At 50.9% G+C, this 24,790-nt stretch carries 23 protein-coding genes and 1 pseudogene; 14 read left to right on the top strand and 10 right to left on the bottom strand.

From position 1 onward, the window contains the following. Positions 1-270: 270 nt before the first annotated feature. On the top strand, positions 271-1,713 hold the full coding sequence (locus tag F9C28_RS17365) for a cytochrome ubiquinol oxidase subunit I (RefSeq protein ID WP_199016549.1): 1,443 nt from the start codon (positions 271-273) through the stop codon (positions 1,711-1,713). A 9-nt stretch (positions 1,714-1,722) separates the two neighbouring features. Beyond that, complete coding sequence (gene cydB, locus F9C28_RS17360; protein WP_233149139.1) at positions 1,723-2,769, top strand: cytochrome d ubiquinol oxidase subunit II; 1,047 nt, start codon at positions 1,723-1,725, stop codon at positions 2,767-2,769. A gap of 21 nt (positions 2,770-2,790) precedes the next feature. Here cydB and F9C28_RS17355 read toward each other — a convergent pair whose 3' ends face one another. Beyond that, positions 2,791-2,982 carry a hypothetical protein gene (locus F9C28_RS17355; protein ID WP_199016548.1) on the bottom strand — a complete coding sequence of 64 codons (192 nt, stop codon included), beginning with the start codon at positions 2,980-2,982 and terminating at the stop codon, positions 2,791-2,793. Positions 2,983-3,116: 134 nt separating this feature from the next. On the opposite strand from F9C28_RS17355, the gene F9C28_RS17350 reads away from it, so the two are divergent. After that, positions 3,117-3,362 carry a YmjA family protein gene (locus tag F9C28_RS17350; RefSeq protein WP_199016547.1) on the top strand — a complete coding sequence of 82 codons (246 nt, stop codon included), beginning with the start codon at positions 3,117-3,119 and terminating at the stop codon, positions 3,360-3,362. A gap of 76 nt (positions 3,363-3,438) precedes the next feature. On the opposite strand, the gene F9C28_RS17345 is transcribed toward F9C28_RS17350, so the two are convergent. Then, complete coding sequence (locus tag F9C28_RS17345; protein WP_199016546.1) at positions 3,439-4,392, bottom strand: AEC family transporter; 954 nt, start codon at positions 4,390-4,392, stop codon at positions 3,439-3,441. A 153-nt stretch (positions 4,393-4,545) separates the two neighbouring features. On the opposite strand from F9C28_RS17345, the gene F9C28_RS17340 reads away from it, so the two are divergent. From F9C28_RS17340 to F9C28_RS17330, 3 genes are all read left to right on the top strand, one after another. Next, on the top strand, positions 4,546-5,439 hold the full coding sequence (locus tag F9C28_RS17340) for a LysR family transcriptional regulator (RefSeq protein ID WP_233149138.1): 894 nt from the start codon (positions 4,546-4,548) through the stop codon (positions 5,437-5,439). A gap of 275 nt (positions 5,440-5,714) precedes the next feature. Further along, positions 5,715-6,692 carry a DUF1852 domain-containing protein gene (locus F9C28_RS17335; RefSeq protein WP_199016545.1) on the top strand — a complete coding sequence of 326 codons (978 nt, stop codon included), beginning with the start codon at positions 5,715-5,717 and terminating at the stop codon, positions 6,690-6,692. Positions 6,693-6,719: 27 nt separating this feature from the next. Beyond that, a complete protein-coding gene (locus F9C28_RS17330) occupies positions 6,720-7,751 on the top strand; it encodes a methionine synthase (protein WP_199016544.1) in 1,032 nt (343 codons plus the stop codon). A gap of 657 nt (positions 7,752-8,408) precedes the next feature. On the opposite strand, the gene F9C28_RS17325 is transcribed toward F9C28_RS17330, so the two are convergent. Then, positions 8,409-9,701, bottom strand: a complete 1,293-nt coding sequence (locus F9C28_RS17325; protein ID WP_199016543.1) for an arsenic transporter — start codon at positions 9,699-9,701, stop codon at positions 8,409-8,411. A gap of 54 nt (positions 9,702-9,755) precedes the next feature. After that, positions 9,756-10,106 carry a transcriptional regulator gene (locus tag F9C28_RS17320; RefSeq protein ID WP_199016542.1) on the bottom strand — a complete coding sequence of 117 codons (351 nt, stop codon included), beginning with the start codon at positions 10,104-10,106 and terminating at the stop codon, positions 9,756-9,758. 350 nt (positions 10,107-10,456) lie between these two features. Here F9C28_RS17320 and F9C28_RS17315 point away from each other — a divergent pair, with 350 nt between their 5' ends. Beyond that, positions 10,457-11,938: a peptide MFS transporter gene (locus tag F9C28_RS17315; protein ID WP_199016541.1), complete on the top strand. Its 1,482-nt coding sequence runs from the start codon at positions 10,457-10,459 to the stop codon at positions 11,936-11,938. A 263-nt stretch (positions 11,939-12,201) separates the two neighbouring features. Beyond that, on the top strand, positions 12,202-12,465 hold the full coding sequence (locus F9C28_RS17310; protein WP_199016540.1) for a hypothetical protein: 264 nt from the start codon (positions 12,202-12,204) through the stop codon (positions 12,463-12,465). 97 nt (positions 12,466-12,562) lie between these two features. Here the strand turns inward: F9C28_RS17310 and F9C28_RS17305 are convergent, their stop codons facing one another. Beyond that, positions 12,563-13,027 carry a cupin domain-containing protein gene (locus F9C28_RS17305; RefSeq protein ID WP_199016539.1) on the bottom strand — a complete coding sequence of 155 codons (465 nt, stop codon included), beginning with the start codon at positions 13,025-13,027 and terminating at the stop codon, positions 12,563-12,565. 127 nt (positions 13,028-13,154) lie between these two features. On the opposite strand from F9C28_RS17305, the gene F9C28_RS17300 reads away from it, so the two are divergent. The 3 genes from F9C28_RS17300 (at position 13,155) to F9C28_RS17290 (ending at position 15,998) form a co-directional block, all read left to right on the top strand. After that, a complete protein-coding gene (locus F9C28_RS17300; protein ID WP_199016538.1) occupies positions 13,155-13,934 on the top strand; it encodes an AraC family transcriptional regulator in 780 nt (259 codons plus the stop codon). A gap of 196 nt (positions 13,935-14,130) precedes the next feature. After that, positions 14,131-14,982 carry an aldo/keto reductase gene (locus F9C28_RS17295; protein ID WP_199016537.1) on the top strand — a complete coding sequence of 284 codons (852 nt, stop codon included), beginning with the start codon at positions 14,131-14,133 and terminating at the stop codon, positions 14,980-14,982. Between the two features lie 26 nt (positions 14,983-15,008). Continuing rightward, positions 15,009-15,998 carry an aldo/keto reductase gene (locus tag F9C28_RS17290; protein ID WP_199016536.1) on the top strand — a complete coding sequence of 330 codons (990 nt, stop codon included), beginning with the start codon at positions 15,009-15,011 and terminating at the stop codon, positions 15,996-15,998. 34 nt (positions 15,999-16,032) lie between these two features. Here the strand turns inward: F9C28_RS17290 and F9C28_RS17285 are convergent, their stop codons facing one another. Next, on the bottom strand, positions 16,033-16,926 hold the full coding sequence (locus tag F9C28_RS17285) for a LysR family transcriptional regulator (RefSeq protein WP_199016535.1): 894 nt from the start codon (positions 16,924-16,926) through the stop codon (positions 16,033-16,035). A 422-nt stretch (positions 16,927-17,348) separates the two neighbouring features. Between F9C28_RS17285 and F9C28_RS17280 the strand changes: the two genes are divergently transcribed. Continuing rightward, positions 17,349-18,338 carry a zinc-dependent alcohol dehydrogenase family protein gene (locus F9C28_RS17280; RefSeq protein ID WP_199016534.1) on the top strand — a complete coding sequence of 330 codons (990 nt, stop codon included), beginning with the start codon at positions 17,349-17,351 and terminating at the stop codon, positions 18,336-18,338. Positions 18,339-18,379: 41 nt separating this feature from the next. Here the strand turns inward: F9C28_RS17280 and F9C28_RS17275 are convergent, their stop codons facing one another. After that, complete coding sequence (locus F9C28_RS17275; protein WP_199016533.1) at positions 18,380-19,276, bottom strand: LysR family transcriptional regulator; 897 nt, start codon at positions 19,274-19,276, stop codon at positions 18,380-18,382. Positions 19,277-19,514: 238 nt separating this feature from the next. On the opposite strand from F9C28_RS17275, the gene F9C28_RS17270 reads away from it, so the two are divergent. Continuing rightward, positions 19,515-20,492 (top strand): NAD(P)H-dependent flavin oxidoreductase, encoded by a 978-nt coding sequence (locus tag F9C28_RS17270; RefSeq protein WP_199016532.1) that lies wholly within the window; start codon positions 19,515-19,517, stop codon positions 20,490-20,492. A 112-nt stretch (positions 20,493-20,604) separates the two neighbouring features. Here F9C28_RS17270 and F9C28_RS17265 read toward each other — a convergent pair. Beyond that, positions 20,605-21,716 (bottom strand): IS3 family transposase gene (locus tag F9C28_RS17265; protein WP_199016531.1). Its coding sequence is split into 2 segments (ribosomal slippage): positions 20,605-21,455 and positions 21,455-21,716, totalling 1,113 coding nucleotides; the frame shifts between segments, so codons are not numbered across the junction. A gap of 189 nt (positions 21,717-21,905) precedes the next feature. Between F9C28_RS17265 and F9C28_RS17255 the strand changes: the two genes are divergently transcribed. Then, positions 21,906-22,472: a phage polarity suppression protein gene (locus tag F9C28_RS17255; RefSeq protein WP_199016530.1), complete on the top strand. Its 567-nt coding sequence runs from the start codon at positions 21,906-21,908 to the stop codon at positions 22,470-22,472. A gap of 292 nt (positions 22,473-22,764) precedes the next feature. On the opposite strand, the gene F9C28_RS17250 is transcribed toward F9C28_RS17255, so the two are convergent. Both F9C28_RS17250 and F9C28_RS17245 read right to left on the bottom strand, forming a co-directional pair. Next, positions 22,765-24,531: an ATP-binding protein gene (locus tag F9C28_RS17250; protein ID WP_199016529.1), complete on the bottom strand. Its 1,767-nt coding sequence runs from the start codon at positions 24,529-24,531 to the stop codon at positions 22,765-22,767. Between the two features lie 37 nt (positions 24,532-24,568). Further along, positions 24,569-24,694: pseudogene (locus F9C28_RS17245) on the bottom strand (integrase); the annotation flags it as partial. Between the last annotated feature and the right edge of the window lie 96 nt (positions 24,695-24,790).

The raw sequence follows: 24,790 nt of genomic DNA, 5'->3' as shown, positions 1-24,790 counted from the left end.
GATGTGTTTGCGGGAAAAAAATCGGCCCAGATCCGCGAAATTTTAATCAGCGAGTCAGCTTGGGAAGAAATGACCTGCTTATTCGCACCTTCCTTAGCACCGCGCGGATAAATAACCTTAATTATTGTGCAGTAATAAAAATGACACTTATCTTTGTTAAGGATATGTGCGAGCCTTAAAGGCATGCCGTTATCTTTCCCGTTACGCCATTCCGTCAGCCCTGCCCGCAATACTGCACAGGGCCTGGCACAGTATAGTAAGGAGATATCCGTGGATGCCTCAGCACTTGCGGCGTTAATATCGCGCATTGATTTTGCCGTGGTCACAACACTGCATATTATCTATCCTCCGTTAACGATTGGGCTGGCTCTGTTACTGTTCCTGGCAGAGTGGCGATGGCTGCAACGTGGCGATAATCGCTGGTACCGGCTTTGTCGTTTCTTTGAAAGGCTGTTTATCGTTAATTTTGGCGCCGGTGTGGCCACCGGCGTGACCATGGAGCTGGCCTTCGGTATTCTTTATGGCCCGTTCTCCCAGGCGGCAGGCCCGATCTTCGGCCAGGTATTAGGGTATGAAACCATCACGGCGTTTATGTACGAAGCGGCGTTTATTGGTTTGATGATCTTTGGCTGGGGCCGTATTCATCCCAAAATTCACCTGTTCGCAACGGCAAACGTTGCCCTCTCCTCCGCCATTTCCGCTATGTGGATCATGAATGCCAACTCCTGGATGCAATCACCGGTGGGGGTTAAGCTGCAAAACGGCTATTTTTACGTTGCCGACTGGTTTGCCGCCCTGCTGAATCCAAATGTGCTGGCGTCTTTCCCCCATATGTTGTTGGCCAGCATTGAGCTGTCGCTGTGCTTCGTTATCGCCGTGTGCGCCTGGTTTGTGCTTAAACGCCGCGATATTGAACTGTTCCAGCGGCCGCTGAAATATTGCCTGGTGGCCCTGTTGTTTGTCGCACCGCTGCAAATATTTGTCGGTGATGCGCTGGGGCAAATTGTCGCCCAGACGAAACCTGCCGCGCTTGCCGCCATGGAAGGGCACTATAACACCTACCTGCCGGACGGTACCCCAAACAGCGAATGGCATGTGGTGAGCTGGCCAAATCAAGCCGGTACCGGCAATGCCTGGGCGATTTCTATTCCCCACTTCCTGAGCCTACTCGAAACCCATAGCTGGAATGACCCGGTCCCCGGGCTTAACGACTTCCCGGCGGCGGATCGACCACCGGTGGTGGTGCCGTTTTACGCGTTTCGCATTATGGCAGGCATCGGCGGCGTCCTGGCGATACTGGCGATATGGGGCGTATGGTTGATATGGCGCGGGCGGTTTACCCTCGCGCAGATAGCAAGCCACCGCTGGTTTCTGCTGTCTGCCATCGGGTGCGGAACCCTGCCCTACCTCGCTATCTGGGCCGGTTGGTGGGCGCGGGAAAGCGCACGCCAGCCGTGGATTGTCTACGGGCTGATGCGCACCGACCAGGGGGTGAGCCAGATGTCTGTTGCCGCCGCCAGTTTCTGGCTGGTTGGCTTTACGGTGCTCGAAGTCATCGTCTCGCTGGCAACCTTTTACTACATGGCAAAAATTTGCCGCCTTGGCCCGTCGGACGTGGATAACGCCCCGATCTTTAACCCACAAAATAATGCCGGTGCCGTACCGGAAACCGAAGCCGCGTTTAACAGCGGACACGTAACGCCACGTCAATAAGGGGATGGCATGATTGAAGCAATGACGTTTCAGCAACAGGTGCTGGCATTCGCATGGTGGCTGGCGCTATGGGGCAGTTTACTGGTGTATATCGCCCTTGACGGTGCCGATCTCGGCGCGGGTATTTTTTCGCTGTTCGTCAAGGACGAGCACGAGCGCGGCGCTATTATGGCGGCCATGGCCGGGACCTGGGACGCCAACGAGACATGGCTGGTGGTGGCCGGGGGAATTTTGTTCGGCACCTTCCCGTTTGTCTACGGTTCCGCCCTGAGCTATCTGATGATACCGCTGATCTTTGTCCTGTGGGGCATTATGATCAGGGCGTTATCTATTGAACTTCGCCATCTGGCCTCACCGCGCTGGCGACGCTTTAGCGACTGGTGTTTTGGCCTCAGCAGCCTGGCCGTCACCTTCTTTGGCGGTATGGCGGTGGGTGCTTTTTTGCTGGGGTTTCCGCTCACCAGTCGCCCCGGACAGCTCCCAATCTATAGCGGAAGCTCACTTGCCTTTATCACGCCATTTAGTCTCTGGGTCGGCATCGCGTCCGTGGTGGCAGTCACCCTGTCGGGGGTGTTGTTTGTCCGGGCACGCCTCGCCAAAACAGAGCCTATTCGCGCATTCGCGGTTAAGTGGACCATGACCATCTACTATCTGGCGTTACTTGCCGTTGCGGCAACCGCCGCGTGGAGCGCCCTGATATTCCCCTGGGCCTACAATAAATGGTTTGGCCCCCACGCGTGGGTATGGTGGACACTGTTATTACTCGCGCTATTGGCGATTTACCAGATGCGCCGGGCCACACGCCAGGACCGCGATCTGGCGGCAATCCTGTGGTTCAACGCCTGTGCGCTGATTATGGGCGGCAGCATGATGGCAACGCTGTTCCCCTGGCTGGTACCGAACACCTGGACCATATGGCAAGGCGCCAGCCCTCAGGTATCACTGGTCACATTCAGTATGGCAATGGCGGGTTTCTTGCCGGTGATTGTGATGCTTAATGTCTACCAGATATGGGTATTCCGGGCGCGGATAACCAAGCTGTCGAACTATCATTAGCCGCACCGGGAATGCCCCTGGTTAGGGGTAAGGCACCACGGCAATTATTTCGATGGACGCCGTTCCAGCATCATGGAAACGAACGGCGTCCCGCTTAGCTATCTTACGGGCTTCTTCCCGGGTGGGCTCTGCAGCGGCCTCTACCAGCACCTCCTCTTCCCGGGTGGTTGTGCCATCGGTATGTTTGTAGACCACTTTGTATTTTGCGCTCATGGGCTCTCCTCTGGTCGGTCAGTGCCGTTAAGTGTAGGCGCTTCCTGACCAGTGCAGCACGGATGACAGAAAAAACGCCATAACAATGCTATTATCCCGGCCAGACAATACCGGTATTAACCCTGGGGCGACTTATGAACCATGACATTCCACTTAAATATTATGACATCGCGGATGAGTATTCGACAGAAGCCGCTGAGCCGGTGGGCGACGCCGAGCGTGATGCCCTGGCGCACTATTTTCAGTTACTCATTACCCGGTTAATGAACAACGAAGAGATCAGTGAAGAGGCGCAGCAAGAGATGGCCGTTGAAGCCGGCATCAACGCCCGGCGTATCGACGAGATCGCGCAGTTCCTTAACCAGTGGGGCAATGAATAACGCCTGCGCAAACGCACGGTCCTGGGGGCCTTATCCTGTGGCCCCCATTTCCCGATGGCTATCTGGCGTGTGCTGCTTATACCGCGACCAGGTTCAGCACCAGCGGGATGGTCACCAGCCCCAGCAGCAGAGAAATAATAATCGCCAGTGAGATGACTGCCTGCTGATAGTGATACTTCTTCGCGAACACATAGACACCCGCGCCAATGGGTTGTGCTGCCATCACAATGGCCGCTGCCAGCCAGACCCCCTGCCCCATATTGAAAATATACACCGCCGTGGCCCCGGTGATAATCGGCTGGATAAGCAGCTTTAGCACCACCATCGGCAGCACAATTTTCCCGGTAGCGATATTCAGGTGTTGCGTAACCCGGAGCCTGGCCAGGCCCAGCCCAAGCGCAAACAGTGCTGTTGGCCCGGCAGCATTGCCCAGGAAACGGGCAAAAACCTCAAGAAATGGCGGCAGGTGAATATCGAAGACCGCGAATACCAGACCGGCCAGCACCGCGAGAGTCAGTGGGTTTTTGATGGTTGCCGCTGCTGCACGTCCCACACTGTGCAGCAGCGGTGTGCCCCCTGGCCGGGCGCGCGTTGAGCCTATATCCCAGCTGATAATAACCGCCATCATCGCCGGGATATTATGCAGAATGGTTGCCAGCGCCGCGGGTAATACCGCCGATTCGCCATACACCGAGAACAGAATCGGCACCCCCATATAACCCGTTGTGCCATAACATGCCCCCATACTTAGCAGGGAAGATTGCGGTAATCCGATATTGAGGATTTTTGCCATTAGCGCTGCGGTGATATACACCACGGCTATCCCGGCCAGGCTGGACAACATAAATCCCCATTGCCTGAGATCGCTGACCTCCGCACGGGCCACGGCGATAAATAATAACGCCGGAAGGGCAATATACAGCACATAGTCATTAATCAACTGATCCGCCCCACCGCTGTCCGGTCTTAAGCGCCCATAACTATAGCCAACGAGGATAACCAGAAATATCGGAGCAACAATTAACAACATGAGCACGCTTCCTTACACGGTTTAACAATAAAAACGCCAATGGTTTACTGACACCTCAGTGCGTTAAGCCTGCTAAATAGTTAACTGAATGTTAAATTGATATTTTATTCCCTATAATCGACCCCATCGATAATCAACCCGCAGAGGTGGGTAATGGCCCTGACGGCACAACTGGATCGGATGGCAGGACGAGGTATTACCCTGGAGCAACTGCGCGCGTTTGTGTTTATTGCCGAATATGGCAGTTTCGGTGCTGCCGGTGAGGCACTGGGCCGCACGCAATCGACACTCAGCGCCGGGCTGCGCCGCCTGGAAGAGGATATTGGCTGTCGGCTTATTGAACGCAAACAGGGGCATATCCTCGGGCTAACCGGGGAAGGCCGGGTATTGTTGCCCGCCGCCCGGGATATCCTTGCCCGGACCAGCAGAGCGATCGGCGCGCTGAACAAGCGGGATTTACAGGGGCAAATCACGCTCGGGGTGCCGGAAGACATTGAGATAAGTAACCTGCACAGTATTGTTTCGCTGTGCCTTGCCGAGAACCCGGGGTTGCGGGTGAAAATTACCGCGGCGTCTTCCCCGGTGCTCACCGCGATGGCGGCCCGGCAACTGCTGGATATCATTATCACCAAGGGGATTGCTGGGCAGCCGCTGGTTGCCGAGTCAGACAGGATCCTGCGGGTTGAGACATTGCACTGGGTCAGTGCCGCTGTGCCAGACTTTAGCGCCCTTGATGAGGTTCCCCTTGTCACCTTCCCGGAGGGCTGCGTTATTCGTCATGCCGCAGTGACGGCCCTCGAACAGGTCGGCCGCCGCTACTACTTTTCTTATGTCAGTGGCGCGTTCAACAATATCCACAGCGCGGCGGCCACCGGGCTTGGTATTGCCCTGCTGCCCAAGAGCGCGTTATCCGATGATTTATATGTGTTAACCCCGGAAGATGGCGCCCCCAGTGTTCCCGCCATCCAGCTGGTGATGAGCATCACCCGGCCGGGGAAATTATACCGGTTGTTTGCGGGCTATATCGACCGGGGGCTGGGGCGGTAGTGAGGTTGCACCGTGAACCACCTCCCCTCAACGCCCGGTTTCTCTCCCCCTCTGGCCACCTCGCTCGTCGCCCCGTCCCGGCGGGCTAGCCGATCATGAGCAGGACTCATGTTGTAATGAAATTAAGTCGCTTTCACTCACCCGGCGGCTCTGGCATAAATTATGAAACATTAACGTATTGATAACATGAGAACGGATAAATAATAAAGCCAGTAACCTCTGGAAAATAAAAAATAAATCCCGTTTTCATGTCAGAACTCAGGTGCCAGCCAGCGATGAATAAAGACTTCACATTTGTTATTAAACGCAGCATTTTTGATGAGAATTATAACCCCTCAGAAAATACGCGTATTACGACCAACTTTGCTAATTTGGCCAGAGGGGAAAACCGTCAGGAAAATCTGCGCAATACGTTAGCGATGATTGATAACCGCTTCAATACATTAGCTAACTGGGATAATCCGAAAAGCGACCGTTATTCAGTCGGGCTGGAAATCATTTCTGTTGATATGAATATCACCGATAATAGCAGCGCCTTTCCGGTAATTGAGATCCTGAAAACCAATATTATCGACAAAAAAACACACAGTCGCATTGAGGGTATTGCCGGGAATAATTTTTCCTCTTACGTGCGTGATTATGACTTTAGTGTGTTATTGCCTGAGCACAATAAAAACGCCTCAGGGTTCAGCATTCCGGATAACTTTGGCGTGTTGCATGGCAACATCTTTAAACACTTTGTTAATTCAAAGGTATATCAGGATAATTTTAACAAACAGCCCGTCATATGTTTAAGTGTGTCCAGCAAAGACACCTACCATCAAACGGGCAATCAGCATCCGGTCCTGGGTATTGAATACCGGCAAAATGGCACTTCTTTGACGGAGCAATACTTCCACAAGATGGGGTTACAGGTTCGCTATTTCATGCCTAAAAATAGCGTCGCGCCGTTGGCTTTTTATTTCTCTGGTGAGCTGCTCAGTGATTACACCGATCTTGAACTTATCAGTACCATCAGCACGATGGAGACATTCCAAAAAATTTACCGGCCCGAGATTTACAACGCTAATGCTGCCGCAGGGCAATACTATCAGCCAAGCCTGCACCACCAGGATCATTCATTAACAAAAATTGTGTATGACCGGGAAGAACGCAGCCAGTTAGCGATTGAGCAGGGAAAATTTACTGAAGCGCATTTCATCAAACCCTACAAGAATATTCTTGAACACTGGTCTGCCGATTACGCGCGTTGATTAATTGAATTTAAAAGGTTATCTATTATGACAAAATTACTTCCCACATCGACAGCCGGTAGTTTACCTAAGCCTTCCTGGCTGGCTGAGCCGGAAAAACTGTGGTCCCCGTGGAAATTGCAAAATGAAGGATTGATCGAGGGGAAACACGATGCGCTGCGTTTATCGCTGGAAGCACAACAGCGGGCAGGTATTGATATTGTCAGTGACGGCGAACAGACTCGCCAGCACTTTGTCACCACGTTTATTGAACATCTCAGCGGGGTGGATTTTGAAAAGCGCGAAGTGGTCAAAATTCGCAATCGCTATGATGCCAGTGTCCCCACCGTGGTGGGTGCTGTGGCTCGCCAGCAGCCGGTATTTGTGGAAGATGCCAAATTTTTACGCCAGCTAACCAGCCAGCCGATTAAATGGGCCCTGCCAGGGCCCATGACGATGATCGATACGCTCTATGATAACCACTATAAAAGCCGCGAAAAACTTGCCTGGGAATTTGCGAAAATTCTCAACCAGGAAGCACGAGAATTAGAAGCCGCCGGTGTTGATATTATCCAGTTTGATGAACCGGCCTTTAATGTGTTTTTTGATGAGGTCAATGACTGGGGGATTGCCGCATTAGAAAGGGCCATTGAAGGGCTAAAATGTGAAACGGCGGTACATATCTGCTATGGGTACGGCATCAAAGCCAATACCGACTGGAAAAAGACGCTGGGATCAGAATGGCGGCAGTATGAAGAAACCTTCCCCAAACTGCAGGCGTCCAACATTGATATTATCTCACTGGAGTGCCATAACTCCCATGTGCCACTGGATCTGATTGAACTGATCCGCGGTAAAAAAGTGATGGTTGGGGCCATCGATGTGGCAACCAATTCGATTGAGACACCACAGGAGGTTGCCAATACATTGCGCAAAGCCCTGCAGTTTGTCGATGCCGACAAACTCTACCCCTGCACTAACTGTGGTATGGCCCCTCTGTCCCGCCAGGTCGCCAATGGCAAACTTGCGGCCTTAAGCGCCGGTGCAGAGATAATTCGCAGAGAGCTTGCCGCGAAATAATACCGCCACATCTGAGCCTGCAAATACCATCGTGTCATTGCCCAATCCCTAACGCAAATCAGGGCATTGCAGGCTTTGCTCATGCCCAGATACCCCCTGCGGCGCCCGGTAAACCGGTGTATTTTCTCGTCCTTTTTTGAGCTACCGGTTTACCGGTAGCTCTGCGCATTAATCATATCCATTCATCATTCTAAATAGCGTGGCGCAAACGCATTCCCCTTATTATCCACTCAAAGAGTGAGCAATAAGGGCTTACCTAAATATCAGATAGCCAACCAGCGCCCATAATACAGTGCATATCGCGCACGCGATTAACATCGATCGCCAGCCGTTTTTTGACATAGTTACCCCATTAAAATACGCGTAGATATTAACCGTACCACCAGGAACCATAACCTTTTATTAACCAAACACGCTGGCGGCCTATTATATTAAGTACAGTGGTTGGTTATAATAATAGCCTTACAAAGCTAGCGATTATTTTCACGCGATATCTTATTAACCGGATGGCATACTACTTCTGAAGGTAGGGAAATAAAAAAGGCCGCCATTACCGCGACCTTGTTAACATATTTTTATTGATTACCGGTTCAGCTCCCGCGTTTTTTACTGATAGCCGGGGCGGCTCCTGATAACCACATTATTGATATAATTATCTCATGACAACGTGAAAGAGAGCCGCAGCGCCAGGGCCGACAGCGTAACAAACAGCACCGGCAGCGTCATCATCATCCCGGTGCGGAAATAATATCCCCAGCTGATGGTCAGCTGCTTTTGTGCGAGCACATGCAGCCAGAGCAGCGTTGCCAGGCTACCAATTGGCGTGATTTTCGGCCCCAGATCGCAGCCAATAATATTGGCATAAATCATCGCGTCTTTGATCACACCGGACGCAGTGCTGCCGTCTATCGATAATGCGCCAACCAGCACGGTAGGCATATTATTCATGATGGCCGACAGAAACGCCGTCAGAAACCCAGTCCCCAGCGTGGCGGCCCATAGGCCGTTATCCGCCAGCCTATTGAGCACGCCTGAAAGGTGCGCTGTCAGCCCGGCGTTGCGCAGACCATAGACCACCAGATACATCCCCAGCGAGAAGATAACTATCTGCCAGGGCGCACCGCGCAACACGTTAGCGGTATTAATGGCGTGGCCGCGTTTAGCAACCGCAAACAGAATAATTGCGCCCGCCGCCGCTATTGCGCTAACCGGAATACCGAGCGGTTCGAGGACGAAAAAGCCCGCCAGCAGCAGTATCAAAACCACCCAACCGGTGATGAACGTTGCCGGATCTTTAATCGCTGTAGCCGGTGTATTCAGCCGGGCCACAGGGTAAGCCGGCGAAATATCCTTGCGGAAAAACAGATGCAGCATCGCCAGCGTAGCGGCAATGGCGGCAATATCTACCGGCACCATTACCGACGCATATTCAGTAAATCCCAGGCGGAAAAAATCCGCCGACACAATATTCACCAGGTTCGACACGATAAGCGGCAAGCTGGCGGTATCGGCAATAAAACCGGCGGCCATAACAAATGCCAGGGTGGTACTTTTCCTGAATCCCAGGGCCAGCAGCATCGCGATAACAATCGGCGTTAAAATAAGTGCAGCGCCATCATTGGCAAACAGCGCCGCGACCGCGGCGCCAAGTAATACAATATAAGTGAACAGCAAACGGCCCCGTCCGCCGCCCCAGCGTGATACATGCAGGGCCGACCATTCAAAAAAGCCGGACTCATCAAGCAGCAAGCTGATAATAATCACAGCAATAAAGGTGGCCGTGGCATTCCAGACGATATGCCACACCACCGCAATATCGGCGATATGAACCACACCGGACACCAGCGCCAGTAGCGCCCCCAGCGACGCGCTCCAGCCTATCCCCAGCCCCTTCGGCTGCCAGATAACCAATACGATGGTCAGAACAAAAATAGCGCCCGCCAGTAACATACCTATCCCCTTAAAAATCACATTCGAAAAAACATATATGTTCAACCAAATTTTTTAGCGGCAAATAGCCCTACCGTTACCAGAACAGTTTGCCGATGCCAGCTTACGGGCAATGGCCTGTACCTCCTCCTGCTGGCTGAGCCAGGCCTGCCCGATAACCTGATCGGCCCATGCGGGAATATGGGGTGATAATCGGTAATGGACCCATTTCCCCTGTTCGCGATCCAGCAATAATCCGCTTTCCCGCAGCATTGCCAGATGGCGGGATATTTTGGGTTGCGACTGATCCAGCGCGGTACAAAGATCGCACACACACAGTTCTCCCAACTCCCTGAGCAGCAATACGATGCCAAGGCGGGTTTCATCAGAGAGATTTTTGAAGAGTTGCAGAGACGTTATCGGCATCAGTCCTCCTGGTAATTGCCAGACAGGATACCCTTCAGATAAACAAAATCAATATTCACATTCGAAAAAACAGATGTGTTTGTTCGGGATCAGTGGCCATAGCGCCTGAACGCGCAGGGTGGAGTTATCGGGACTGGCGAGAGACACGCTGTGTACCCGTGCTACTCTTCAGTAGCGTCTGAGCGCCTATCTGTAATTTTTTGACACTATTTTATGTAGGGATTTAGCCGCTATTTTTCCCCGTAGCGTTGACAAAAACCGCCAGAAAACCCATCAATAATTGCATTGTTATAAAAGCAAGGTTCGGAGAGTTTCGCTGCGGATCATTTGTTGTTCAGAGAGATATCAGTATGAGTTTATCATCCGCGCGCGCCCCCCAACGGGCGATGCCTTCTGGCTCCGGCGCACTGTTTTTTATTCAGATGTTCGCTACACTCGGTTTCGCTGTTCTGTACTCCACCCTGGTACTCTATGTCACCAAACGCCTTGGTTTTAGCGAAGCACAAGCCAATACCATGATGGGGATTTTCGGTGCTTTCAACTATGGTTTGCATCTGTTCGGCGGCTGCCTGGGTGGCCGTTATTTAAGTAACCGCAATTTGTTTATTCTCGGCATGGTGTTGCAGGTGATTGGCTGTTATCTGATTGCCGAGCTGGGCATTACCGGGCTCTGGTGGGGGCTTGCCATGTTTCTCAGCGGTAGCGGCCTGAATGTGACCTGCCTGAATATGATGCTGACACAGCGGTTCACCCCGGATGACGATCGCCGGGAGGCAGCGTTTTTGTGGAATTACGCCGGGATGAATCTGGGCTTTTTTATCGGTTTTACCGTTGCCGGTTATTATCAGTTAACAGAAAATTATCGTTCACTTTTTCTGTTCGCCACCTTCGGCAATATTGCCGCGGTTGTCATTACCCTGTTGCGCTGGCCTATCCTCAGCGATATCAACACACCGTTGCAGCATATTAAGGGGGCCCGGTTCTATTTACGGATGGCTTTCGGCCTGGCGGTATTGATTTTACTGGTGCCGGTCCTGCGCGTGCTGCTGAGCCACACCGGGTTTAGCAGCAGTTTTGTGGTTGCCCTTGGCGCGCTGGTGTTTGTGATGCTGTGCGTGATGACAGCGCGCCACCGCCACCATGATGAGCGCCGCCGGATGCTGGCTTACCTTATGCTGGCCAGCGGCTCGCTGGTCTTCTGGTCGCTGTACCAACTGGCGCCGATGGGGCTGACACTGTTTGCTGAGCACAATGTCACGCTTAATGCCTTCGGCTGGAAAATATCCCCCCAGTGGTTACAGAACATTAATACGCTCGTTATCGTCGTTGGCGGCCCGCTGATGGCGCTGCTGTTCAAGCGGCTGCGCGATCGCGGCGTACAGCTTGATATTCCCGTGCAGTTTTCCGCGTCGCTGTTCTGCATGGGCGCAGGAATGCTGATGCTGCCGCTGGGGATTAGCATGGCGGGCGCCGACGGGATGGTGGCGTTAAAATGGGTGGTTATCAGCTATATTTTGCAAAGCCTGGGTGAGCTGTTGATCTCCCCGGTGGGCTATTCGATGATAGGCAAGCTGGCGCCGTCCCATTTACAGGGGCTGATGATGGGTTGCTGGATGATGGTGACCGGTGTTGCCTCTGTGCTGGCGGGTTATGTTTCCGGCCTGATGCCGCAAAACAGCGGCAGTACCGCCGCCGCCACTAACCCGGGCTACAATGCGATATTTAACGCACTGGGCTGGGGAGCCGCCGCCACCGGCGTTGTGCTGTTATTACTGATCCCGCTACTGCGCCGTCTGATTACGTCACATAAAGTGACGGTGGCACAGGCATAAATTCAGCGACTTCCCTCTTCGCCAAAACCGGGCCCCTGGCCCGGTCATCCCACCGCGTTAAGTGCAGTTCCCCTGCCCTTGTGTCTAAAATGCCATAAAGCCCCTTAGCCAGATACCGCCGCACAACTCATTTTTATTTACATAATTTATAGCAATACATTTTGATGAATAATTAATCTAACGTTATAACATCACTCAAAGGGGATAAATAAGTACAGCGTAAGCAACCATAGAAATACCATATAAAACACAAGGGGAATAACATGAAACAACTCACGGCACTTGAATGTAATGCAATCAGCGGCGGCGCAGGAAGCCCTCCTGCTTTAGACCATAATTTAGATGCCGGTAGCGCGGCGGCTCAGCTTGGCACTGAGATTTATAATGAATATAAAGATCATCGCTGGTCAAAAACCGCAAAAGCAATAGGCAATCTCATTAATGATGCTGCTGCCAAAAATCCCCCCAGAGAAGCGGGTTTTGACGGTAAATTTTCACCGGGAGGCCACTTTGTTGGCGGGCGTTAAATAAATTTTGATTTTCTCTGCATAATAGCCCCGACAATGATATTCCGCCGGGGCATTAAAACTTATCGCCGTAATTAAACGAAGACGTCACCCGGTACTATAAATAACGCAACGCATATTTCTGCTGAAGCTGTGCCATCAGCTCCGGGTTGGGTTTTTCCGGCGCAGAACGACGAATCAATTCACCGGCCTCCTTAAAGAAACCCTCAGCGCCGCCGGGTGTAAAAGAAGTAAGAAAACGGCAGTCGGTATCGCCATTATTCTTGAAATACTGCTCAACGCCTCGCGGGGCGACAACATAGCTACCCGGGCCCGCCTGGTAAATGTTCTCACCAATCTCCATGGTGAGTTCACCTTCAAGAATAAAGTTATTTTCATCCTCCCCTTTATGGATATGCCTCGGCACAACGCCGCCGGGAGGAAGCACCGTTTCCATCAGTGAATAGATCCCGCCGGTTTCGTTGGCAAACACTTTAATGCTCATGTTTGCCCCTGTGGGATGTAAAACGTGGTGCCCTTCATCAGACCCCACCATACGTGCCGTGATTGCGGTATTACTCATGCTTTCCTCCGGAAATATTCAGAGACGTAATGGCGAGATGGCTATCTCGCTCCCGGAGAAGATTTTATCGGCATTTTTTATGGCATGATTTATAATTCAGGTCAGTTTATCTTTAAAAAACGCCAAAATGACCGAAACCATAACGCAACCAAACGCTTCATTCCCGGGGATTGTCAGCGCTAAGCGCTACACCGCACAGAGCGATAGCCTGGCAAAACCGGGTATACATCACCATATACAAGGGCAGCTTGTATTGTCTTTACAGGGTATTGTGGCGTGCGAGGTGGCCGGTAGTCACTGGATTGTGCCGCCGCATTGCGCGCTCTGGGTTCCTGCTGGTCTCGCACACCAAAGCCGCGCCTCAGCGAATGCACTGGGCTATTTTTTGTTTATCGACGCCTCTGTCGGCGCCCTTCCGCAAGGGTGTTGTACATTCAGTATCAGCGCCATGCTGCGTGAAATGATTATTGAGCTGTGTGGTGGACGGGCTAACCGCAGCGCCGCCAGTACAGAGCTTCTCAGCCAGTTACTCCTCGATGAGCTGAGCGCAATGCCCCGGATCAATACCCATTTTCCTATACCATCAGATCCACGGTTGCAACGAATGGCAGAAGCATTGATCTCAACGCCTGGCGACAGAAAAACGATTAAGCAGTGGTCAGCGATTGTGGGAATGAGCGAGCGCACGCTGGCGCGCCATTTGTTTGAACAAACGGGGATGTCTTTCGGCAAATGGCGCCGGCAATTGCATCTGATGGTCGCGCTGGAGCTGCTGACTGAAGGCTGTTCGGTTCAGCAGGTGGCCGGGGATCTGGGATATGAAGCCGTGACCAGCTTTATCACTATGTTCAAACAGGCATTTGGTACCACCCCCGCAAAATATGCGTCATCGCGTAGTATGAAATAGCCACAAGATAATGAAAAAGAAGCGCGGGCACAGATCCCTCGCGCGGCGTTTTAACACTAACGACCGCAACTGGCACAACACCGACCACCCTCACTATTAATGAACACATCTGATAAACCCTAGCTAATTACCCCATCTAATTGAATAAATCAGTTTGCGTTATGCTTTTCCTGGTCGACAGCGCAAGGATAACGTAATGCAAACTGTAAAACTGAACAACGGTATTGAAATGCCCCTGCTGGGCTTTGGTGTGTTTCAGATGTCTGATGCCGCACAATGCGAGAGCGCCGTTATTGATGCTATTGAAACGGGATACCGCCTGATCGATACCTCCGCGTCTTACCAGAATGAAACCCAGGTCGGAAACGCTCTGAAACAGACCGGTATCGCCCGCAACGAGCTATTTGTCACAACCAAGCTGTGGCTGCAGGATACGAATTACGAAGGTGCTAAAGCACAGTTCGAACGCTCACTGAACCGGCTGCAACTTGATTACGTCGACCTGTATCTGATTCACCAGCCTTACGGTGATGTCCATGGGGCCTGGCGTGCCATGGACGAATTGCAGCAGGCAGGCAAAATTCGCGCCATTGGCGTAAGCAATTTCCATCCTGACCGCCTGGCCGACCTTATCGCCTTCAACAAGGTTACCCCTGCGGTGAACCAGATTGAGGTTAACCCCTTCAACCAGCAACTGCAGGCCGTTCCATGGAATAAAAGCCGTGGCATTCAGCCGGAAGCCTGGGCGCCGTTCGCTGAGGGGAAAAATGGCCTGTTCCAGCATCCCGTGTTAACGGCAATTGGCCAGAAGTACGGCAAAAGCGTGGGCCAGGTTGTGCTGCGGTGGATCTTCCAGCGCGGCATCGTCTCACTGGCCAAATCGGTGCGCAAAGAACGCATGGAAGAGAACATCCACATTCTCGATTTTGAACTCAGCCCCGAGGATATGCTGCAGATTGCCGCCCTCGACACCGCTACCAGCGCCTTTTTCTCTCACCGCGACCCGGCAATGGTGGAATGGCTCACTGGCCGCAAACTTGATGTTTAAGTCACGATAAAAGAGGTCGTTATTCAATGCAAAAACGTTATCTGGGTAAATCCCGACTCGAAGTCTCCGCACTTGGGCTCGGCTGCATGGGCTTAAGCCACGGCTATGGCCCGGCGACCGATACCCGTCAGGCTATTGAGCTCATTCGCGCCGCGGTTGAACGTGGCGTCACCTTGTTCGATACCGCTGAAGTGTATGGCCCCTTTCTTAATGAAGAGGTTGTAGGCGTTGCCTTAAAACCGTTTCGTGACCGCGTGGTCATCGCCACTAAGTTTGGTTTTACTTTTGGCGACGACAACAAGCAGCAGATTTTAAACAGCCGTCCGGAGCATATCCGTGAAGCTGTGGAAGGATCATTACGCCGTCTTAAGACTGATGTCATTGACCTGCTATACCAACATCGTGTCGATCCAGATGTCCCGATTGAAGATGTTGCGGGAACCGTGAAAGACCTGATAGCTGAAGGCAAAGTCAAACATTTCGGTCTGTCCGAGGCGGGTGCACAAACCATTCGCCGTGCCCATGCGGTACAACCGGTCACGGCCCTACAAAGCGAATACTCAATGTGGTGGCGCGAGCCGGAGCGGGAGATCCTGCCGTTACTGGAGGAACTGGGCATTGGTTTTGTTCCCTTCAGCCCATTAGGTAAGGGCTTCCTGACGGGTTCGATTAAACCCGGGACGACGTTTGGCAAGGATGATTACAGAAGCCAAGTGCCGCGTTTCGCCGAACAGGCCATTGAAGCGAATGAAAAGCTGGTCTCATTGTTGGGTGAGCTGGCGGCCGGAAAAGGCGTGACGTCTGCGCAAATCGCGCTGGCATGGCTGCTGGCACAAAAGCCGTGGATTGTCCCCATCCCGGGCACCACCAAGCTGCACCGGCTGGAGGAAAACCTGGGGGCGGCCGACATCATTCTTTCGCCGGATGATTCCCGGCAGATAACCCAGGCGCTTGAAAGGATTAATATCGTCGGCGACCGTTATTCTCCTGAGCACCAGGCCCGCGTAGGCCGTTAATACCCGCACGGGTCCACCGCGAATGGCGGACCCGTTATTCCACATAGCGAAGGGCATCGATCATCAGCGCAAACGCGGGCGGATGCTGCTTACGGCTCGGGTAGTAAAGATAATATCCGGGGAAAGACGGACACCAGCCCTGCAGAACCTGAATAAGCGCGCCTGACTGTAGATAATCCTGCACCCTGTCTTCAGGTATACAGGCAATGCCAAAACCGGATAAAACGGCATCAATCCTTTGCGCCTGCTGATTAAACGTTAGCTGCCCTTCCACCCTGACCCGTAACGGCTTCCCTTCCTTCTCAAACTCCCAGTGGTAAAGCCCCCCGGCAGTCGGCAGGCGCATATTGATACACCGGTGATGTTGTAGATCGTGCGGTGTTTCAGGCTCGGGGTTTGCGGCAAAATAGGACGGTGCGCCCACCACCGCCATGCGCATGTCCGGCCCAATTCTGACGGCGATCATATCCTTATCCACGCTTTCTCCCAGGCGGATCCCGGCATCAAAGCGCCCCTCAACAATATCGACAAAGCCGTTATCAACCACCAGTTCGAGATTAATTTCCGGATATTCCCTGAGGAAGGGTTTTAGCTTCGGCCATACCAGACTTTGGGCGGCATGATCCCCGGCAGATAAACGGATATTGCCGGAGGCGGTACCGTTCAGCTGAACCAGCGATTCCAGCTCCTGCTCAAGATCGGCAATTCGGGGTTCCAGGCAGGCAATAATTCGCTCACCGGCTTCCGTAGGGGCTACGCTTCGGGTGGTGCGGGTCAGAAGGCGGATATTGAGCCTTTCTTCCAGTACTTTCATCGCGTGGCTGAGTGCAGACTGAGAAACCCCGAGCTTGCCCGCTGCTTTGGTAAAACTTCGCTCCCGCGCCACCACAAGAAAGATTTGCAGTTCGTTGAAGTTTTCTTTGAGCATTGGCAATTTCCTTGTGGAAGCACGCCCTTCAACGCGCACTCATGAAGGGGGTTCATAGACACCATCATTTTAGCCCTATTACTGACAATAATGATAATTGATACTCTGACCGTATCGAAAATAAGTCAGAAATATCAGAAGGTTTACCATGAAAAGGCCTTGTTGCCAGCGCAACAGGACGTCGTGGCCTGCCATGTTGTGAATAGCGCGATGTTTTTGGGAAAGGATAAGAGACGCTGGCAATGTCATGGGATTCAACGGTGACATTTTATTCTCAATACCTGCAATTATTACGCTCAGTGTAATAGTGCAGTATCAGAATGCGTCTTTTTCTGCGCCTGACAACCTCGTAACTTACTCAGCCTATCAAAACCGTTCCGACCCGCCGATATTCCGGGTTGCGCAGCTATTGGAGTCTGAATATGTCTAAGGTAATTACTTTTTCGCACGTTGGAGGCCCGGAAGTTCTGGAGATAACCGATGTGGCGGTGCCTGCGCCAGCGGCTGGTGAAGTACAGATTGCCGTGAAAGCCCTCGGGATTAACCGGGCGGAGATTATGTACCGTACCGGACACTATGTTATTGAGCCGCAGTTCCCGGCCCGCCTGGGGTACGAAGCAGCCGGCGTTGTGGAAGCCGTTGGTCCGGGCGTTAGTGAATTTTCACCAGGTGATAAAGTCAGCGTGATTCCGTCATTTATGTTTACCGAATACGGTATGTATGCTGAGCGGGTAAACGCGCCGGTGCATGCGGTGGTTAATCACCCGGAAAACCTCAGCTTTGCGGAGGCTGCCGCCAGTTGGATGATGTTTGTGACGGCTTACGGCGCGCTGGTGGAGTACGGTAATTTGCAGGCCGGGCAGTATGCTTTATTGGGAGCCGCATCCAGCAGCGTGGGGATAGCGGCAATTCAGATTGCCAATATGCTGGGCGCACATCCCATTGCGCTGAGCCGTACCAGTAAAAAAGCGGACCTGCTGCGCAAGGTCGGTGCCGCGGCGGTTATTGCCACCCGCGAGCAGGATCTGGCGGCAGAGGTTAATTCACTGACTGATGGCCAGGGTGTTAACCTGGTGTTTGATCCGGTCGGTGGGCCGGACACGGCAAAAATTGCCAGCGTTATGGCGATGGGCGGGCGTTTTTTCCAATATGGCGCGCTGGACAGCCGCGACCTGTCTATTCCGGTGATGGATATATTGGGTAAACATCTCACCTTTCGGGGCTATGAGCTGTTCGAGATTACCACCCATCCCGTGAAGCTGGCTCACGCGAAAGACTTTGTCTATCAGGGGCTAGCGTCCGGCCAGCTCAAACCGGTTATCGATAAGGTCTTTGCTTTTGATGATATCGCTAACGCCCATCGTTATATGGAAGCGAATGGTCAGGTGGGCAAAATTGTCGTGACACTATAAGCATTAAATGATCTGCCCCGCGCCAGCGGGGCATTATCGGCTCAGGGGAGTTTTTTCAGCAGATCTTCCAGCCATTCGGCAAATACCCTTACCTTGTGCGACAGATGGCGATGAGGGTACAGCAATGACAGCTTTCTCGCATGTGCCGGATAGCCAGGCAGAATTTCCACTAGCTGGCCGCTGTCCAGATGGGGTTTAAAAAAGAAATACATGCCCTGCATCACTCCCAGCCCGGCCAGCCCTGCGGCGAGATAGGCTTCAGAGTTATCCAGCACCAGCCTGCCAGTAAGATTGATCTCTTTAGCTCCCGACGAGGTCTGGAACCACCATGGCATAATCTGGCGACTGCTGCTGTTTATCCAGCACAGCGCCTGATGCTGCTGTAAATCTGCCAGTGTCTCTGGCTTACCGTGCTCTGCGATATAAGCAGGGCTGGCGCAGGTCGCCATTTTTATAGTGCCCAGCGAGCGGGCAATGTAGTCGCCATCCTCCAGCTCCCCCATACGCAGTACGCAATCCAGCCCATCGCGTAGCATGTCCTGGCGGCGGTCTGAGCTACTCAGAATAATTTCAATATTGGGATGCGCCTTATAAAACCCGGACAGATGAGGCACCACCACCAGGGCGGCAAAAGCCACCGGCATGTCGATGCGCAGCTGCCCATGCACAGGTCGGTCTGGCGCAAACGACTCCAGTAAATCATTAGCCTGAGCAAGCAATGGCTTACTGCGGCGATAAAACTCTTCACCTTCCGGTGTCATATTGATGCGCCGGGTCGTGCGCTGAAGTAGCCGCACACCGCAAGATTGTTCCAGCTGTTGCAGCAATTTGGTTACCGCCGGGCGATGAATTTGCAGGTTTTCAGCGGCCTGGGTAAAGCTGCCTGACTCAACGATTTCGATATAAACCTTAATTGCTTCAAAGAGATTGATTTGCATATTGCGCTTCCTGCCGCCGGATAAGGCGGGCTAACGACGGGCGGAATAGCCTTATTATTACTTATTTCGTAATAGTGATGGAGGTTATTAGCTATTTTTCCTGACAATCTCCGCGCATAAACTACAGCCATTCGAAAATGTGAGGTTGTCTGTGCGGCGTTTTCCGCAAGACATCCTTTATTAAACAATGCGTTAGGCCAGATACGGTCAAATGAAATGTTATTCAGGATATGTCGTTATGCAACGTAAATCTGTTTCAGAAATTCTTGGTATTGAAAAACCGGTTATTCAGGGCCCGCTGTCATGGTTAACCGATGCACGCTTAGTTGCGGCCGTCAGTAATGCCGGGGGCATGGGGATATTAGGCCCTAACGCCGGGTTAACGGCTGAAACTGCCGCCACTACGCCGGAAGAGACGGCTGAAAAACTGCGTGCTGAGATCCGTAAAACCAAAGCACTGACCGAAAAACCTTTTGGCGTAAATCTGATACCGACGCCAGAAAATGATGTCTGGACCCCGCCAATCCTGAAAGTTATTAAAGAGGAAGGGGTGCATGCCGTGGTTTACACCGGCTATGGAGAGGGGGCGATTATCCCGGCTCTATTTGATGAGCTTAAGCAGGCAGGGATTAAAATTATCTATCGGGATATAAACCCTACGCCGGCAAATACTCGCCTAGCCGAGTCAGCGGGAGCAGATGTTATCGTCGCAACCGGCTTTGATGAAGGCGGGACGTTGCCGGCAGTGGCACTGGGGACGTTCAGCATCGTGCCGATGATTGCCGATGCAGTGAAAAATGTACCGGTGCTGGCCGCAGGTGGCATTACCGACAGCCGCACTGCCAGAGCCGCTCACGCCCTGGGCGCCGGGGGCGTATTTGCTGGTTCAGTCTTTATCAGCACGACGGAAAGCCGCGTACCACAATCGGTGAAAGACAAAATTATCGCCGCGGATGGCCTGGATATGCAGTTGTTCCGTACGCTGCCGGACTATTATCGCGCACTGCCTGGCAAATTTGCCGACAGGCTGGTGTCGATGGATAAAGCAGGGGCCAGCAAAGACGAGATTGGCCAGGCGATGGGAGGGCTGCGCGGGTTACGTATTGGTATGCTCGAAGGCAACAGCGATGAGGGGTATATCTCATTGGGCACGGGTATTGGCAGCATCCATAACGTTAAAAGCGTGGCCGAGGTGGTCAATGAGCTAAACGTTTAACTAGCGCGTTGTTGCAAAACAACGCTTGTCAGGCGGGGCCATTGGATCCGCCTGGCGGGCATATAATGCCACATTCAAGTTTGGATCTAATGGTTTTGTAAGCATACCCGTTTTAGTTCCACGCACTTTTTGAGATTTCCGGGTTTTCAGCCATCAGCCGGTATTCTTCCGGCGTCAGGTTATTCAGGGATTCATGCGGGCGCTCGCAGTTATATTCCGCCAGCCAGCGCTCTGTTATTTCCCTTACTTCATTCAGTGTCCTGAACAGGTAAAAGTCCAGTATTTCAGTCCGGTATGTCCGGTTAAAACGCTCTATGAACGCGTTTTCAGTTGGTTTTCCCGGACGGATAAATTCCAGTTCAACATGGTGCTCCTCCGCCCACTGAGCCAGTGTGACTGACACCAGTTCTGGTCCGTTGTCCATCCTGAGTTTCAGAGGGTATCCCCGGCTGGCGACAACCCTGTCCAGTACCCGGACCACCCGCTGCGCCGGGATATTCAGATCGATTTCAATAGCCAGGGCTTCGCGGTTAAAATCATCCACCACATTAAACGTCCGGAATCGCCTGCCACAGGTCAGGGCATCGTGCATAAAATCGATGGACCAGCTCTGATTCAGTACCTGTGGCACACGTAATGGCGAAGGATTTCGGGCTGGCAGACGCCGCTTTCCCCTCCGCCTGAAATTCAGCATCATCTGACAATAAATACGGTGCACACGCTTATGATTCCAGGTGTGGCCCTGCCGGCGAAGCACCTGGAACAGCTTTTTGAAGCCGTATTTTGGATAGCGTTCAGCCATGACCGAAAGCGCCTCTATAACGGGCTCATCACGCCGGGTATCGGCCTGATAAAAATATACCGTCCTGCTCAGCGATAATGTCCTGCAGGCCTGGCGCACGCTCATGGCAAACTGAGTGATCAGATAGCTGGCGAGCTCGCGCTTTATCGCTGGTTTTAAAGCTTTTTTTCGATAACATCCTTCAGTGCACGACATTCAAGACTGAGATCGGCAAACATCTGTTTGAGACGACGATTTTCATCCTCAAGGTCTTTCATCTTTTTGATATCAGAGGCTTCCATCCCACCGTACTTTGCTTTCCAGTTGTAGTATGAGGCTTCAGATATTCCCGCTTCGCGGCAGACATCCTTAACGGTACGTCCTGCTTCGACGGACTTCAGAACGGCAATGATCTGGTGTTCGGTGAATCGGGCTTTACGCATGGCGATCTCCTCTGGGGACATAATCAGTATGTCGGAAGATCTCTAAAAGTGAATGGGACGTTTTGCAGGGATGCTTACACCCGGTCGTCGATGAGAAACCCGCGCCAGTACCGACAGCACCCGTGGCACCCCGCCGGGTAAAAGGCTGCTACAGCTCGCCGTTCCGCCACTAATCAGGAGAGATACCCCATGACCACTCTGACCTTACAGCAGGCGTTTGACGCCTGTCAGACGAACAAAACGGCGTGGCTAAACCGTAAAGCTGAACTGGCCGCCGCCGGGCAGGAATATCAGGAATTATTGCTGGATAACAACGCATCAGGTTCCCGTAGATTACAGATGCTGCGAGATATTATTGACGTAAAAAAATGGGAGATTAATCAGGCCGCCGGTCGCTACATCTTCTCGCATGAGGAGGTGCAGCGCATCAGCATCCGTAACCGGCTGCATGATTTTATGCAGCAGAACGGCGCGGAGCTGGCCGCCACACTGGCACCTGAGCTGATGGGGATTAAGAACCAGCCCGCGATGTTAAAAAGTCGCGCGCTCGACCGTTCGGTGACATACCTGCGTGAAGCTCTTTCCGTCTGGCTGGCCGCAGGAAATAAAATTAATTATTCTGCACAGGATAACGACATTTTAACGGCCATCGGATACAGGCCTGACGCGCCTTCGCGGGATGATAATCGTGAAAAATTCACCCCTGCACAGAGTATGATTTACGCCCGTCGACGCGCCGACATGGCCGCACAGTAGCCAGTCTAAAAATCCCCGTAAATCCCGCTATATTTAACGAAATAAGCCATGCATCCATAAGGTGCATGGTTTTGCATGTGTTTTCCCGCCCCGATACTCCCGACCTGCGCCAGTCGCGGCGCGACCTGAGCCCACCTTTGCACCTGCATTAAAAGCGGCCCCTTAAGCGGGCAGGCGTGGCGGGGAGAGCATTGCGCGCATGCGAAGCTGAAGCCTCTTAATTTCTGTTTGCCTTAAAAGAAATGTCGTACAGGGCTTTATACTTGCGTAATAACAGTAGCATGAGCTAATTCTACTGGCGGTTAGTATTTTTGGATGACATATTTTCCTCCAGTGATTCCTTAACAGATTTAACACAATTGACAAGCTCAATAATAGCACCTCGACGGAAAGAGTTTGGAATTCTTTTTTGATGAGAGTTTAATGCACCATATAATTTTTTTAAATAAGGCAACTCATCAGAAAGAAAATCAGACAGATTAGAAAAATTATAAAGAGACGATAAGTGATTTGAGAACATTTGAATATCATGAATGGACCAGATATTTTTTATCGCATCAATAATTAAGTTAACATCTAATGTTTCAAGCAGCTTGAATTTGAATTTTGATTGGTAGATATCCATATCAATGGCGTTCCAACCAACTTTTATCATTTTATTTTTCAACCCGTCTATTTTTTCATTATTAATGATTTCACTATATTTCTTAAGAAAGAAATTGTGTAACTCGTTACCATCCCTCCTAAGAATATGAAGTGGAATATCATCACTATTCGGAGCTGCTTCATAAAAATATGCTTTTATTTCATCAGCAGAAAAACTTAGTTTGCAGTCTTCTATCACCTTATTAGTCAACCCTTTCACCTTCTTAATATACTTCAACTCTGAAAGCCTGAGATAGTTATTTGTAGCAGTTAACCATAAGGAAAGCGTAGGGGAGTTTATTTTTAGTATAACCTTCGTTACCTCATCCAAATAATCACTTTCAAGTATATTGAAGCGCTCTGGTTGCATTAATGAAGCATAATCTGACTTTCTAAGTGCCTCTTGAACACTAAAAATATATGGTGCAATGTCTTTTTGAGATATAATATTAAAACAGTATGGAGCCATCAAGTTGTTATAGGGCTTATAAACCGCAATGTTTAATAAATTACTTTCTTCTTTACTAATCTCATCTGGTTCATTCTCAGATGTGGCTGTAAGTGTTTTAAGAGAAGAAGACATGTAATTATTTCGATAATCATTCTCTTGATACGAGAATTTCTCTTTGAGAATTACATGTGAACAAAGCGAACTCACGAGATTCTTAATATCTATTTCTGAAATCTCTCTTTCAGAACCTATATTTTCAAAAAGAGGTAAAAGTTTCATGATTACTCTATTAATAATGCGTAAATTGGATTCTTCAAATCCTGTAATTACTTGCATTACTAGTGACCTGTATCGTTCATCCAACACTACTAATTTTTGTTGTAATATCTCATAAATATTATTGACAGAAAAATATATTTCATCACTAACAACCTTTTCTTTATGACTTAAAACCTCACTGCTTTGCTTTGAAAAGTTACCTACTAAAATGTAGTCGAGGCTACTATCATTTTGATAACCTTGAAGGCAAAAAGTTGCTATCTCATCTCTTAATAATTGTGGAATCCGCTCGAGATCATCAATGATGAAAATGCCAGAAAGATCCTTAAGAACATAATCCTTCATTGCACCAGAAAATGTTGAAAAGATTTGCTCAGTAAATTTACCGGTACTTTCTTCTTGTGTAAAAACCGAGGCAGCACTTGAGGTTAAATCCCCGAGTTTTTTTAGTTCCGATGAATTATCTAAGTATGTTATACCTAACATTCTATCTTTAAAGTCCTGCAAACTATTTAGCCCCAGAACAGACATGTAAAAATGATTCACATCAGGATAATACTGTTTGAATTCAGTTTGAAGAAAGTATGTTTTCCCAACTCCCCATTCTCCATTTATCAATACAAGTCCATCACGTTTTTCTTTTAGAACTCTAATTAAAACAGATATTATGGTCTCTTTGTTCACAATTAACCTCACTTAATCCCTATTATAAATAATTACTTTATTCATCAAGATAATCGCCATACCACTGGAGCATTTTTAATCTTTCACCTAAATATTGCGCATGATTATACGTACCTCGGATAATATTTTTATCAACGTGAGCTAATTGAGTTTCAATCCAAGCACGGCTTTGTTGAATAAATCGAACTTTTAGCCGAAATTAGGATCAGATCACCACACTCCTGACCCTGTAGCGACATCCTGTGACAAAGCAAAAGTT

It is taken from the genome of Shimwellia pseudoproteus (genome assembly GCF_016415625.1).
In the GTDB taxonomy this organism is placed as follows: Bacteria; Pseudomonadota; Gammaproteobacteria; order Enterobacterales; family Enterobacteriaceae; genus Shimwellia; species Shimwellia pseudoproteus.
Note: the sequence above shows the minus strand (reverse complement) of the source record. Positions and strands in the feature narration are given on the sequence as shown.